Source organism: Pseudomonas sp. IT-P12 (assembly GCF_949767465.1).
Lineage (GTDB): Bacteria > Pseudomonadota > Gammaproteobacteria > Pseudomonadales > Pseudomonadaceae > Aquipseudomonas.
The window spans coordinates 205840-219703 of record NZ_CATKPY010000024.1; the positions used below are offsets into that span (position 1 = coordinate 205840).

The following is a 13864-nucleotide window of genomic DNA, read 5'->3' on the forward strand; positions in this document are numbered from 1 at the left end:
TTTGCTGGAAAAGTGAGCAAATTATGTGCCCAACGCTGATCCTGTGGCGGCGAGCCTGCTCGCGAAGGCGGCCTGTCAGGCCACCCGTTTGCCGAATGCCAGAACGCTTTCGCGAGCGGGCTCGCCCCCACGGGTTTTGTGTGGGATCAGCTCAATTCGCCGCACAGGTCGAGTTCGACGAGTTGGCGAACGTGCGCAGTATCCAGCCCGGCGCCCAGCAACCCATGCAGCTTGCCGAACGCCGCTTCGCGGGTCATGCCGCCACCGGACAGCACGCCGACACCGCGCAACCGACTGCCCGCCTCGTACACGTCCAGTTCCACGCCACCTTCATGGCACTGCGTGACCGCGACCACCACCACACCGTTGTCGCGCGCCCGCGCCAGTGCGGCGAGGAACGCCGGGTTGTCGCTTGGCCCCGTGCCGCTGCCGTAGCATTCCAACACCAGGGCCTGGATGCCGCTGTTCAGTACGCCATCGAGCTGTTCGGCGCCAATGCCGGGAAACAGTGGCAATACCGCGACCTTTGCCAGCTGTCTGGGCTGGTTGTAGTTCAACGCGGCCGGCAGGGAAGCGGCCTTCGAGCCTCCGCCCTGACGCTCCAGGCGCTTGAACGGGTGCCGACCGAAACTGCGCACCTTCGCGCAACGGGTCGGGTCGAGCATTTCACCGTGGAAATGCAGGTGCACGCCCGGCGCCAGGCCCTGGCCCAGGGCAACCAGGGCGCCGCCGAGGTTCTCCCAGGCATCGCTGTCACGCACGCCGGCCGGCAGCATCGAACCGGTAAAGCAGACGCGGGCCTGCAAGCCGAGCAACTGAAAACTCATGGCCGCCGCGCTGTAGGCCAGGGTATCGGTGCCGTGCAGGATCAGCACGCTGTCACAACCCTGCACGTCCACCGCGTCGACCACGGCCTCGCGCAATTGTTGCCAGTACGCCGGGGACATGTTGGCGCTGTCGATCAGCGGCGACATCTCGCGAAAGCGCCACGGCGGCACTACCAGGCCAGGCTGGCCGTGCAGGTACTCGCGCATCCGCGCTTCGAAACCGGATGCCGGGGCCAGACCGTTGGCGCTGGCCTGCATGCCGATGGTGCCACCGGTGTAGAGCACCATGACGTGTTGGGCGGCAGGGTAGGTCGAGGAATTCATGGGGGCTGCTCCGTGAACAATGACGTCCTTTTGTGGAAGCGGCGGTGCGCCGATTCGCCTTGCTCGCGAATCGTCGCACCGCCGCTCCCATCGGGGGATTTGCACTTTAACCGATCAGCGTTGCGCTGCGGGTACGCCTTGCGGCTCGGCCTTCGGCGCGGTCGCCGGTGGATTCGCCGGCCATGCGTTCAGGTCGAGATCCAGGTCCGCGAACTTGCTCGAATCGAACACGGGCGTCTTGATGCCGGCAGCACGCTGGTCATCGTAGTCGCGCAGGATGCGCATGCCGACCTTGAACAACAGGAACAGCGCAATCAGGTTCACGAACGCCAGCAGGGTCATGGTGATGTCGGCGAACGCGAACACGGTGCCGAGGTTTTCGATGGCGCCCCAGAAGATCAGCGCCAGTACCAGCGCGCGGTAGCCGATCAGCGCCTTGCGGTTTTCACCGATCAGGAAACGCAGGTTGCTCTCGCCCAGGTAGTAGTTGTAGAGAATCGAAGTGAACACGAACAAGGCCAGTGCGACCGAGATGAACATCCGGCCCCAGTCACCGACGACCGCGGCAAGCGAATTCTGGGTCAGGGCAATGCCGTCGCCTTCGAAGCCCGGGGTGTAGAAGCCCGAGAGCAGGATCAGCAGCGCTGTGCAGGTGCAGATCACAAAGGTGTCGAGGAACACGCTGAACGCCTGGACCACGCCTTGTGCCACCGGGTGCTCGACCGACGCCACGGCCGCCACGTTCGGCGCACTGCCCAGGCCGGCTTCGTTGGCGAACACGCCGCGCTTGACGCCCATGACGATGGCGCTGCCGATCAGGCCGCCAAAGGCCTGATCCAGGCCGAACGCGCTTTTGACGATGGTCATCAGCATGGCGGGTACGTGGTCGAACTGCAGCACAATCACGTAGATGGTCACGCCGATGTACACCAGGGTTTTCACCGGCACCAGCAGGTCGGCGACCTTGGCGATGCGCTTGATCCCGCCAATGAACACCAGGCCCAGCAACACCGCCAGCGCCAGGCCGGTCCAGGTGGTGTCGAAGCCAAAGGCGTTGTTCAGCGAGTGGGTCACGGCGTGGGATTGCAGGCCGTTGAAGGCAAACCCGAAGGTCACCAGCAACAGGAACGCCATGATCATGCCCAGCCAGCGTTTTTGCAGGCCGTGCTCGATGTAGTAGGACGGGCCGCCACGGAACTGGCCTTCGGAGTCGCAGCGCTTGTAGAGCTGGCCCAGGGCGCATTCGAAAAAGCTGCTGGACATGCCGACCAGTGCGGTTACCCACATCCAGAACACTGCGCCAGGGCCACCCAGGGTCACGGCGATGCCGACCCCGGCGATGTTGCCCGCACCGACTCGGCCGGCCAGGCTGAGCATCAGGGCCTGGAACGAACTGAGCTGGCCGGCGCTGCTTTTGAGGCTGTCGCGGAACACCGCGAACATGTGGAAGAAGTGACGCAGTTGAACGAAACGCGAGCGGATCGTGAAGTAACTCCCGAGCCCGACAATGAGCACGATCAGTACTTTCCCTGAGAGGAAGTCGTTGATGACTTCGAGCATGGCGTATTCCTCGCTGTTTTTATGTGAGCAAATGCTGGTCGGTCAGAAACATCGTGTTACACCCGCTTGCGCACGGCAAAACAGGCGAGTCGAAGGTTCGTCCCGGATCCAAATCGCGGGTTTGTTGTTAGTTCGGGTTTCGCTTGGTTTGGGGTCTCGCTACCGACGACCGTCCACGCGAAGAAGGGGCCGCACTATACCGATCAGTGCGGGGCCCGTCTGCACGCTTGTGGTGCAAGTTGTTTAAGCGGTGTTGCTTTGGGTTGGAGCGGGCTTGCTAAAACACTTAAAAAAAAGGGCCTGGGGACTGATCCCCAGGCCCTGAAAAGGTGAGAGGTGTCTAGTCCCTCGACCTGGTGAGCGGTACTGCATGTGTTGCGTCTGATCAGGCCTTCAACGGCACCAGACGTGGAGCAATCATGTTTTCCGGGCGCAGGATGTCGTCGAGCATCGCGTCGTCGAGCAAGCCTTCTTCACGCACCAGTTCCAGCACGCCGCGGCCGCTTTCAAGGGCGATACGGGCGATGCGGGTGGCGTTTTCATAGCCGATGTACGGATTCAGCGCGGTGACCAGGCCGATCGAGTGCTCGACCAGTTCGCGGCAGCGTGCTTCGTTGGCGGTGATGCCAGTGATGCAGTGCTCGCGCAGCATGTCCATGGCGCGTTGCAGCAGGCGGATCGAGTCGAGGATTTTGAAGGCGATCAGCGGCTCCATCACGTTCAACTGCAGTTGGCCGCCTTCGGCTGCCATGGTCAGCGCGAGGTCGTTGCCAATGACCTGGAAGGCCACCTGGTTCACGGCTTCCGGAATCACCGGGTTGACCTTGCCGGGCATGATCGAGCTGCCTGGCTGACGCGCCGGCAGGTTGATTTCGTTGATGCCGGTGCGTGGGCCGCTGGACAGCAGGCGCAGGTCGTTGCAGATCTTCGACAGCTTCACCGCAGTGCGCTTGAGCATGCCGGAGAACAGGACGAAGGCGCCCATGTCGGACGTGGCTTCGATCAGGTCGGCCGCCGGCACCAGCGGGTGACCGCTGATGGTGGCCAGGCGCTGAACGGCCAGGTGCTGATAACGCGGGTCGGCGTTGATGCCGGTGCCGATGGCGGTACCGCCCAGGTTCACTTCGGTCAGCAGCTCCGGTGCCAGGGTCTTGAGGCGTGCCAGGTCTTCGCTCAGGGTGGTGGCGAACGCACGGAATTCCTGGCCGAGCGTCATCGGCACGGCGTCTTGCAGTTGGGTGCGGCCCATCTTCAGCACGTGGCTGAATTCCTGACCCTTGGCGGCGAAGGCCTGGATCAGGCTGTCGAGGCTGGCCAGCAGGGTGTCGTGACCCAGCAGCAGGCCCAGGCGGATCGCCGTCGGGTAGGCGTCGTTGGTCGACTGCGCCATGTTCACGTCGTTGTTCGGGTGCAGGTATTGATATTCGCCTTTCTGGTGACCCATGGCCTCCAGTGCAATGTTGGCGATGACTTCGTTGGCATTCATGTTGGTTGAAGTGCCAGCGCCGCCCTGAATCATGTCCACCACGAATTCTTCGTGGAAATCGCCGCGAATCAGACGGGCACAGGCTTCGCTGATGGCTGCGTGCTTGGCTTCGCTGAGGTGACCCAGCTCGCGGTTGGCGTCAGCAGCGGCCTGTTTGACCATGGCCAGACCGACCACCAGCTTCGGGTAATGCGAAATCGGGACGCCGGAGAGACGGAAGTTGTTCACCGCTCGCAGGGTCTGGATGCCGTAATACGCTTGAGCCGGTACTTCGAGTACGCCAAGCAGGTCTTTTTCTGTGCGGAATGATGCAGCGGAGGACATGACGGAAATCATCTCGATATGGACCCGGTCTGTGCCGGAACACCGCAAATGCTAGGCTTGTGGAGAATGCAGAGCCAATGCTGTTAAACACTGCCCTATGCATATTCGGCATAATGACGGTGTGACGCCGTGATTGCGGCGAGCGTGCGACCCAAATTGGTGCGTGTCCGGGAGGACCTGATGAATCTGGAAAGTAAATGGCTGGAAGATTTCAGCGCCCTGGCCGCCACCCGCAGCTTTTCCCAGGCGGCCGAGCGTCGTTTCGTGACCCAGCCGGCGTTCAGTCGCCGAATCCGCAGCCTCGAAGCCGCGCTGGGGCTGCAACTGGTCAACCGCTCGCGTACGCCGATCGAACTGACAGCGGCGGGGCAGTTGTTCCTGGTCACCGCGCGAACGGTGGTGGAACAACTCGGCGAAGTGTTGCGTCACCTCCATCATCTGGAAGGCGGGCAGGGCGAAGTGATGCAGGTCGCGGCTGCGCACTCCCTGGCGCTGGGGTTTTTCCCGCGCTGGATCGCGCAATTGCGCAATGAAGGGCTGAACATCGCGACGCGGTTGGTCGCGACCAACGTGGGTGACGCGGTGCATGCGTTGCGTGAGGGGGGCTGCGACCTGATGCTGGCGTTCTATGACCCGGATGCAGCGATGCAGATGGACCCGGAAATCTTTCCTTCGCTGCATCTGGGGCACACCGAGATGCTGCCGGTCTGCGCGGCGGATGCCGAGGGCAAGCCATTGTTCGATCTGGAAGGCGAGGGCAGCGTGCCGCTGCTGGCCTACAGCGCCGGTGCGTTTCTCGGCCGTTCGGTGAATGTGCTGTTGCGTCAGCGGGCGCTGCGGTTCACCACCGTCTACGAAACTGCGATGGCCGACAGCCTCAAGAGCATGGCCCTGGAAGGTCTGGGCATCGCCTGGGTGCCGCAATTGAGTGTGCGCGCCGAACTGGCGCGCGGCGAGCTGGTGGTTTGCGGCGGGTCGCAGTGGCACGTGCCCCTGGAGATTCGCCTGTACCGCTGCGCACTGGTGCGCAAGGCTAACGTGCGTTTGTTGTGGCGCAAGCTTGAGGGTGGGGCGGCGAGCGCCAATCAGTGACCGATGTGATGACGCTGCCGCGAATAACGCAACATCATCATTCCTGGGTGGCCAGGTAGTTTTTGATCGCTTGCCGATTGGCCTGGCTGAACTTGTAACAGGTGGACCTGATTTTGTTCGGGTCGGCGATCATGTACGTCTCACACCACCAGCCGTTGTACTGGACTTCGGCATCGTCATGTTTTGCTCCCAGCAAGTGACCCACTTCATGGCCGACGTTCAAGTATCGGCTTAACGACGAAATGGCAAACTTTCCAGTGCTGGTGGGCGGGTAGATAAGTGCAGCGCCCCCGGTATGTTCATTGATATTGAATTGGGTGAGCAGGACGACCTGACTCAAGCTGTTGGTCGTAAAGCCTTTCGATTCCGCTTCCTTCAAATAGGTGTAACCCAGGCTCTCCCATTTTTTCAGGACTTTCAACGTATCTGTGTCTCTGTACTCGAAGCTGCTGTAAGGCTCTCCGGAACCCAGGACAATTTTGACTTTCCTGCCGGTAAAGCCTTCAAGTTCGGCGACCAGGTGGGCGAAGTAATCCGGGTAAATACTCTTCCTGGTGTCCGGTGGAACATCATTGTGGATAAGGGCGAAAATAGTGATTTCGTTTTTATTCATGGGCTTGTTAATCATGGTCAGGTGATTCTGGTTTATATGTTCAGTTGGTTAAAGTTAGTTGTTTGTTGCGCGAAAAAATTAACGCTGATGCGCAACTTTGGCGAGTGCAGGTCTATTTCCGGCTATTGCCGAAGTGCGGTTTTATGGTCGGTATTAGTTGAAGGGTTGATTGATAAAGTTAGTTTCACCCGGCGGATCCGCTGATGTTGTTGATGCCGTTCAGCTGTTGACCTTTGAGTCAATAATCGGTGCTTTTGCGGCAAATGACAGATGGTCGAAACAGGGGCTGTTTATCTGCCGTATTGCGGTATACTGCGCGGCCTTCGGCCGGTCCTTCCGGCCATTTTTCGTACAATTCAAGCCACGCATTTTGCGTGGCTTATTGTTTTTGACGCGCCTGCGGGCGCCAGAGAGAAGAGGCACGACGATGAGTGCATTGGTTGGCGTGATCATGGGCTCCAAGTCCGATTGGTCCACCCTTAGCCACACCGCCGATATGCTGGAAAAGCTCGGCATCCCCTATGAAGTGAAGGTGGTGTCCGCCCACCGCACCCCGGACCTGCTGTTCCAGTACGCCGAAGAGGCCGAAGCGCGTGGCATCGAGGTGATCATCGCCGGTGCCGGTGGCGCAGCCCACCTGCCAGGCATGTGTGCGGCCAAGACCCACCTGCCGGTGCTGGGCGTGCCGGTGCAGTCGTCGATGCTCTCGGGCGTCGATTCGTTGCTGTCCATCGTGCAGATGCCCGCAGGTATCCCGGTTGCTACCCTGGCCATCGGCAAGGCGGGCGCGATCAACGCCGCGCTGTTGTCGGCGAGCATCCTGGGCGCCAAGCACCCGCAGTTCCACACGGTGTTGAAAACCTTCCGTACCGAACAGACAGACAGCGTGCTGGACAATCCAGACCCACGTATCGCCTGAGGTTGTTGACGATGAAGATCGGTGTAATCGGTGGCGGCCAGTTGGGTCGCATGTTGGCGCTGGCGGGCACTCCGCTGGGTATGAACTTCGCTTTTCTGGACCCCGCGCCGGATGCCTGTGCCGCCGCGTTGGGTGAACACCTGCGCGCCGACTACGGCGATCAGGATCACCTGCGCCAGCTCGCCGATGAAGTCGATCTGGTGACCTTCGAGTTCGAAAGCGTGCCGGCTGAAACCGTGGCGTTCCTGTCGCAGTTCGTCCCGGTCTACCCGAGCGCCGACGCCCTGCGCATCGCCCGTGATCGCTGGTTCGAGAAGAGCATGTTCAAGGACTTGGGGATTCCGACCCCGGCGTTCGCCGACATCCAGTCGCAAGCCGATCTGGACGCTGCGGTCGCGTCCATCGGTCTGCCCGCCGTGCTGAAAACACGCACCCTGGGTTACGACGGCAAGGGTCAGAAAGTCCTGCGTACGCCTGAAGACGTGGTCGGTACGTTTGCCGAGCTGGGCAGCGTCGCCTGCCTGCTGGAAGGCTTCGTACCGTTCACCGGCGAGGTGTCGCTGATCGCCGTGCGTGCTCGCGATGGCGAAACGAAGTTCTACCCGCTGGTGCACAACACCCACGACAGCGGCATCCTCAAACTGTCCGTGGCCAGCACCGATCACCCGTTGCAAGCCCTGGCCGAGGACTACTCCAGCCGCGTGCTCAAGCAACTGAATTACGTCGGCGTGATGGCGTTCGAGTTCTTCGAAGTCGATGGCGGTCTCAAGGCCAACGAAATCGCGCCCCGCGTGCACAACTCCGGGCACTGGACCACCGAAGGCGCCGAATGCAGCCAGTTCGAGAACCACCTGCGGGCCGTGGCCGGCCTGCCGCTGGGTTCGACGGCCAAGGTCGGCGAGAGCGCGATGCTCAACTTCATCGGTAAAGTGCCGGAAGCGGAGAAAGTCCTGGCCATCGCCGATTGCCATCTGCACCACTACGGCAAGGCGTTCAAGGCCGGACGCAAGGTCGGTCACGCCAACCTGCGTTGTGCCGATCGCGAAACGCTGGCCGCGCAGATCCTCAAGGTCGAAGCGCTCATCGCCGAGTAAATCCGGTTTCACGTGGCAGCGGCGGAACCATTGGGGGGCCGCCGTTCTCTCATGGCAGGATGCCAAAGTCTGACTAGGCTTCTATCTACCAAACAAGAGGGAAGTGCCATGGGAATTATTGGAACCATCTTTATCGGCTTGATCGTCGGCCTGCTTGCGCGGTTCCTGAAACCGGGCGATGACAGCATGGGCTGGATCATGACCATCCTGCTCGGTATTGGCGGTTCGTTGGCAGCCACTTATGGCGGCCAGGCCCTGGGCATCTACCAGGCAGGTCAGGGGGCCGGTTTCATCGGCGCGCTGATCGGCGCGGTGGTCCTGCTGGTGATCTACGGCCTGATCAAAAAGAACTGATTCAAGCGACAAAGCCCTCTCTGACAAATGCGCGGGGAGGGCTAGAATGCTCGGCGTCGTAACGTCCTCCCCCTTGCCGAGCACCTTCATGCGCCGTCTTTTGTTGACTCTTGTTCTACTGGGTTCGGGCCTTGCCCACGCTGGCGAACTGCCGGAAACCGACTGGCTCGAATTGATGCCCAAGTCCGACCAGAAAGCCCTCGAGGCCATGCCCGAAATCGATCACAACTCACCCGAAGCCGATGGCACCTTTACCCAAAAGGGTGGCATGAAGCAGAGCAAAGGCCTGCCGGCGGTGATGTACTCGACCAAAACCGTGCCTTCGATGAACGACAAGCGCATTCGCATCGGCGGTTACCCGGTGCCGCTGGAGTCCGACGCCAAGGGGCGCAGTACGCTGTTTTTCCTCGTGCCATACCCCGGCGCCTGCATCCATGTGCCGCCTCCGCCGCCCAACCAGCTGGTGCTGGTGCGCTATCCACAGGGTTTGAAGCTCAACGACATCTATACGCCGTTGTGGGTGACCGGCACGTTGAAGATCGAGACGGTCAACAATGATCTGGCCGATGCGGCCTATGCGCTGGATGCGGCGAAGGTGCGGGTGGTGAAGGAATCGGATTTGTAACCCGCCATTCAGGCAGACAAAACTCATAATGTGGGAGCGGGCTTGCTCGCGAAGAGGGCGTGTCAGGCAACATGAACGTTAACTGACGCGCCCTCTTCGCGAGCAAGCCCGCTCCCACATTGGATCATGGTGTTACAGAGATTTGCTGCCGAGACTCACACCCAGGGTATGACTCGCCCCTGGCGCCAGTGTCACCACATCGTCCATCACGTTCGCGGTCTCGATGCACAGCATGCGTTGCCAGCCATCGTCCGCCATGTCACTGAAGGCGGCCGCCCGGTCCACCCACGGATTCCAGATCACCGCCGAGCGCGACCCTCGGCTGGTCAGCTGGATGCGCCGCTCCCAGGCAGGATCGACGATGCCCAGCTTGGGCGGGGTGTCGAGGTAGATCCGGTCGGTCTCGCCGGCAAAGTGCAGGTCACCGGTCTGTGGCTTGGTTGTCCAGTCTTCCAGTGTCTCGATGTAGGTCAGGCCGTCCAGCCCTTCGACATGCACCTTGCGCACATCGCTGACGGCGAAATACGTGTGCAGTGCCTGGCTGAGGGTGACCGTGTCGGTGCCCTGGTTATGGCTGGTCAGGTCGATGTGCAGTTGCTCGTCCAGACGAATGCCCAGCGTCAGGTCCACCCGATGCGGCCAACCGGAAAAGCCGCCTTCGGGGTAGGGCAGAGTGAATTCCACCTTCAGGCTTTCGCCTTCGGCTTCGATGCCCCGCAACGCCCAGTCCGTTGCCCGGACAAAACCATGGGCCGTGGGCGGCTCGCTGCTGGTGCGCATGGCCTGAACACCCTGAGGGTTGCGCAACAGGTTGCCGAACCACGGCCAGCACACCGGCACGCCAGCACGGATATTGTTGCCGGTCTTGAACACGGCTTCGTCGTTGAGCCAGATCAGCGGCGGTTGCCCGGCCAGTTGATAACTGAGGATGTGCGCCCCTTGCTGGGCGACCAGCAATTCGGCCTGACCGTGACGAATGCGCCAGCAATTCAGTTCATCCAGCTTCACGGCTTCAACGTTGGGCGTGCTCATGGGGCCACTCTCTATCGGGAACAGGACTGCAATGGACCGCAAAACAGGGGCTGTGTTTAACGTGCGCGTGGCGGCACCGAACGGGTGCGGCCACTGCCGTCGATGGCGACGAACACGAACACGGCTTCCGTGACTTTACGCCACTCGCTGGACAGTGGATCGTCGCTCCAGACCTCGACCATCATCTGGATCGAACTGCGGCCGATTTCCAGCGCCTGGGTGTAGAAGGACAACTGGGCGCCCACCGCGACCGGAACCAGGAACGCCATGCGGTCGATGGCGACGGTGGCGACGCGACCGCCGGCGACCTTGCTGGCCATTGCGGTGCCCGCCAGGTCCATCTGGGCCACCAGCCAGCCGCCGAAGATATCGCCGAAACCGTTGGTTTCACGCGGCAGCGCGGTGATTTGCAAGGCCAGGTCGCCCTGCGGGATTGGATCTTCTTGTTCGAGCTCTATCATGCCGGGGGTGCCTCTGACCCGTGACTCTCATTGTCTTTCAAGGTGAATAGCCGTCTGAAGAAAAACGATTCAGCCCCGAACATACTCTGTTCGTCACGTTTTTCGTAAGGCGCCTGAAGGGAAACTCTGCGAAACCGCCTGAATCCCGGCAGGCGTTTTCGCACAGCAACCCTTGAAACTGTCGCAAGACCCCGAGTATATCGGTCGATAGACTCCGAGACGACCGTCCGGTTCTCATTTTGACCGTCAAATACGCACCTCTATGTGCTTTTTCGAACAATTTGTTATCGTGCCGGTCCTGCCCAAGCCCCGGCCAGCGTTGTCGAGGTTGCAGATCCGTCTATAAAGAGAAGCCTTGCCATGACCACAGCGCCTTCGAGCATCGCGCAGCCGACCCAACCCGCACGACCGCTGACCCGCAACGACTACAAGACTTTATCGCTGTCCGCCTTGGGCGGCGCGCTGGAGTTCTACGACTTCATCATTTTCGTGTTCTTCGCCACGGTGGTGGGCAAGCTGTTCTTCCCGGCCGACATGCCCGAGTGGCTGCGCCTGATGCAGACCTTCGGCATCTTTGCCGCGGGCTACCTGGCGCGGCCGCTGGGCGGCATCGTGATGGCGCACTTCGGTGACCTGCTGGGGCGCAAGAAGATGTTCACCCTGAGCATTTTCATGATGGCGGTGCCGACCCTGATCATGGGCTTGCTGCCGACCTACGCGCAGATCGGCCTGTGGGCGCCGATCCTGTTGCTGCTGATGCGGGTCATCCAGGGCGCGGCGATCGGCGGTGAAGTGCCGGGCGCCTGGGTCTTCGTTTCCGAACACGTACCGCAGCGGCATATCGGCTACGCCTGCGGCACCCTGACCAGCGGTCTGACGGCGGGCATTCTCCTGGGGTCGCTGGTCGCCACGGCGATCAATAGCCTTTACACCCCGGTGGAGGTGTCGGATTACGCCTGGCGGATCCCGTTCCTGCTCGGCGGTGTGTTCGGTCTGTTCTCGGTGTACCTGCGCCGTTGGTTGCACGAAACCCCGGTGTTCGCCGAACTGCAACAGCGCAAGGCCCTGGCCGAAGAAGTGCCGCTGCGTGCGGTGTTGCGCGACCACCGCGGGGCGATCGTTATTTCCATGTTGCTGACCTGGCTGCTGTCGGCCGGCATCGTGGTGCTGATCCTGATGACGCCGACCGTGTTGCAGACGGTCTACCACTTCTCGCCGACCACGGCCCTGCAGTCCAATAGCGTGGCCATTGTGATGTTGAGCTTTGGTTGCATCATTGCCGGGGCATTGGCGGATCGCTTCGGCGCAGGCCGGGTATTCGTATTTGGCTGCGCGGCCCTGCTCGTCAGTTCCTGGACCTTCTACCACAGCCTGGCCGACCATCCTGACTGGCTGTTCCCGCTGTATGCCCTGACCGGCCTGCTGGTCGGCACCATCGGCGCGGTGCCGTACGTAATGGTCAAGGCCTTCCCACCCGTGGTGCGTTTCAGCGGCCTGTCTTTCTCCTACAACGTCGCCTACGCCATTTTCGGTGGCCTGACGCCGATGGTGGTCAGCCTGCTGCTCAAGGAAAGCCCGATGGGGCCGGCGTACTACGTGGCGGTGCTGTGTGGGGTCGGGATCGTGCTGGGGGCCTACCTCTGGAAGAAGGGGCGTTGATCCGTCTTCTTCATCGCCGGCGTGCCGGCGATGAAGCGATGATGGCCTTTCATCCAATTGTCATATTTCAGCCATAGAGTGTTCATACGGCCTGCCGATACTTGGCCCCCGACTTAACACACTCTATCTGCTAGGAGTAAGGCATGAAACTGAAGCGTTTGATGGCGGCAATGACTTTTGTCGCTGCTGGCGTTGCGACTGCCAACGCGGTTGCCGCTGTTGACCCTGCTATCCCGAGCTACACCAAGACCACCGGTGTGTCGGGCAACCTGTCCAGCGTCGGCTCCGATACCCTGGCCAACCTTATGACCCTGTGGGCCGAGAACTACAAAAAAGAATACCCGAACGTCAACATCCAGATTCAAGCCGCCGGCTCGGCCACCGCGCCACCTGCGCTGACTGAAGGCACCTCCAACCTGGGCCCTATGAGCCGCAAGATGAAGGACACCGAACTGGCGGCCTTCGAGCAGAAGTACGGCTACAAGCCAACCGCTATCCCGGTGGCCGTGGACGCTCTGGCTGTCTTCGTGCACAAGGACAACCCGATCCAGCACCTGACCATGGAACAGGTCGATGCGATCTTCTCGTCCACCCGTCTGTGCGGCGCCAAAACCGATGTGAAAACCTGGGGTGACCTGGGTGTGACCGGCGACCTGGCCAACAAGCCGGTGCAACTGTTCGGTCGTAACTCGGTATCCGGCACCTACGGCTACTTCAAGGAAGAAGCCCTGTGCAAAGGCGACTACAAGGCTAACGTGAACGAACAACCTGGCTCGGCTTCGGTCGTGCAGTCGATCAGCTCCTCGCTGAACGGCATCGGTTACTCGGGCATCGGTTACAAGACGGCCAGCGTGAAAACCGTGGCCCTGGCCAAGAAAGGCGGCACCGAGTTCATCGAAGACACCGAAGAAAACGCCCTGAACGGCAAGTACCCGCTGTCCCGTTTCCTGTACGTCTACGTCAACAAGGCCCCGAACAAGCCTCTGGCCCCGCTGGAAGCCGAGTTCGTGAAGCTGGTCCTGTCCAAACAGGGCCAGGAAGTGGTGGTGAAAGACGGCTACATCCCACTGCCAGCCAAGGTCGCAGCAAAAGCACTGGCTGACCTGGGTCTGCAGGAAGGCGGCTCTGTCGCAAAGCAGTAACAAACTGAGTCTAGGGTGAACCCCTAAGGACTCTCAGGGGGGCGGCAATGGCCGCCTCCCTGCATTTCGAATTCTCAATCCACTGCTGGTCCTGCCAGCGGCGGATTCGTCGCGTCACTGCACTGTCATCTTTCTGTCATACAGGATCGCTAGGGTGTGCGAATGAATGATCTGGCCAATTCCAACATGACTACAAATCCCCCCAAGCGAATTGATTTCAATACGCCTGAGTTGCAACGCAAGCGCCGCATTCGCGCGCTCAAGGATCGCCTCACCCGTTGGTATGTGCTCGTTGGCGGCCTCGCCGTGCTGGGGGCGATCACCCTGATTTTCTTTTTCCTGGCCTACGTCG

13 protein-coding genes are annotated in these 13864 nt (G+C 61.0%); 7 read left to right on the forward strand and 6 right to left on the reverse strand.

Going from position 1 to position 13864, the window contains the following annotated elements:
- Positions 1-146 precede the first annotated feature (146 nt).
- From ACM6IM_RS21825 to aspA, 3 genes are all read right to left on the reverse strand, one after another.
- Positions 147-1151 (reverse strand): asparaginase, encoded by a 1005-nt coding sequence (locus ACM6IM_RS21825; protein ID WP_414866295.1) that lies wholly within the window; start codon positions 1149-1151, stop codon positions 147-149.
- A gap of 114 nt (positions 1152-1265) precedes the next feature.
- Positions 1266-2711, reverse strand: coding sequence for an alanine/glycine:cation symporter family protein (locus tag ACM6IM_RS21830; RefSeq protein WP_414866296.1), 1446 nt, complete (start codon positions 2709-2711; stop codon positions 1266-1268).
- 385 nt (positions 2712-3096) lie between these two features.
- Positions 3097-4521, reverse strand: a complete 1425-nt coding sequence (gene aspA, locus ACM6IM_RS21835) for an aspartate ammonia-lyase (protein ID WP_201191334.1) — start codon at positions 4519-4521, stop codon at positions 3097-3099.
- Positions 4522-4701: 180 nt separating this feature from the next.
- On the opposite strand from aspA, the gene ACM6IM_RS21840 reads away from it, so the two are divergent.
- Positions 4702-5613 (forward strand): LysR substrate-binding domain-containing protein, encoded by a 912-nt coding sequence (locus ACM6IM_RS21840; RefSeq protein WP_414866297.1) that lies wholly within the window; start codon positions 4702-4704, stop codon positions 5611-5613.
- A gap of 37 nt (positions 5614-5650) precedes the next feature.
- On the opposite strand, the gene ACM6IM_RS21845 is transcribed toward ACM6IM_RS21840, so the two are convergent.
- Positions 5651-6241, reverse strand: coding sequence for a hypothetical protein (locus tag ACM6IM_RS21845; protein WP_414866298.1), 591 nt, complete (start codon positions 6239-6241; stop codon positions 5651-5653).
- Positions 6242-6653: 412 nt separating this feature from the next.
- Between ACM6IM_RS21845 and purE the strand changes: the two genes are divergently transcribed.
- The 4 genes from purE (at position 6654) to ACM6IM_RS21865 (ending at position 9218) form a co-directional block, all read left to right on the forward strand.
- Complete coding sequence (purE, locus tag ACM6IM_RS21850) at positions 6654-7145, forward strand: 5-(carboxyamino)imidazole ribonucleotide mutase (RefSeq protein WP_192307174.1); 492 nt, start codon at positions 6654-6656, stop codon at positions 7143-7145.
- An 11-nt stretch (positions 7146-7156) separates the two neighbouring features.
- The gene (locus ACM6IM_RS21855) at positions 7157-8239 is read left to right on the forward strand and encodes a 5-(carboxyamino)imidazole ribonucleotide synthase (protein ID WP_192307173.1); all 1083 of its coding nucleotides are present in this window, start codon (positions 7157-7159) and stop codon (positions 8237-8239) included.
- A 108-nt stretch (positions 8240-8347) separates the two neighbouring features.
- The gene (locus ACM6IM_RS21860; RefSeq protein ID WP_201191337.1) at positions 8348-8593 is read left to right on the forward strand and encodes a GlsB/YeaQ/YmgE family stress response membrane protein; all 246 of its coding nucleotides are present in this window, start codon (positions 8348-8350) and stop codon (positions 8591-8593) included.
- 88 nt (positions 8594-8681) lie between these two features.
- Positions 8682-9218 (forward strand): DUF3299 domain-containing protein, encoded by a 537-nt coding sequence (locus tag ACM6IM_RS21865; protein WP_192307376.1) that lies wholly within the window; start codon positions 8682-8684, stop codon positions 9216-9218.
- A 132-nt stretch (positions 9219-9350) separates the two neighbouring features.
- On the opposite strand, the gene ACM6IM_RS21870 is transcribed toward ACM6IM_RS21865, so the two are convergent.
- Together ACM6IM_RS21870 and ACM6IM_RS21875 are read right to left on the reverse strand one after the other, a co-directional pair.
- Complete coding sequence (locus tag ACM6IM_RS21870) at positions 9351-10250, reverse strand: D-hexose-6-phosphate mutarotase (protein ID WP_414866299.1); 900 nt, start codon at positions 10248-10250, stop codon at positions 9351-9353.
- 56 nt (positions 10251-10306) lie between these two features.
- Positions 10307-10711: an acyl-CoA thioesterase gene (locus tag ACM6IM_RS21875; RefSeq protein WP_007896491.1), complete on the reverse strand. Its 405-nt coding sequence runs from the start codon at positions 10709-10711 to the stop codon at positions 10307-10309.
- 360 nt (positions 10712-11071) lie between these two features.
- Here ACM6IM_RS21875 and ACM6IM_RS21880 point away from each other — a divergent pair, with 360 nt between their 5' ends.
- Both ACM6IM_RS21880 and ACM6IM_RS21885 read left to right on the forward strand, forming a co-directional pair.
- On the forward strand, positions 11072-12370 hold the full coding sequence (locus ACM6IM_RS21880; protein ID WP_414866300.1) for an MFS transporter: 1299 nt from the start codon (positions 11072-11074) through the stop codon (positions 12368-12370).
- A gap of 143 nt (positions 12371-12513) precedes the next feature.
- Positions 12514-13512 (forward strand): phosphate ABC transporter substrate-binding protein PstS family protein, encoded by a 999-nt coding sequence (locus tag ACM6IM_RS21885; RefSeq protein ID WP_192307169.1) that lies wholly within the window; start codon positions 12514-12516, stop codon positions 13510-13512.
- Positions 13513-13864 lie beyond the last annotated feature (352 nt).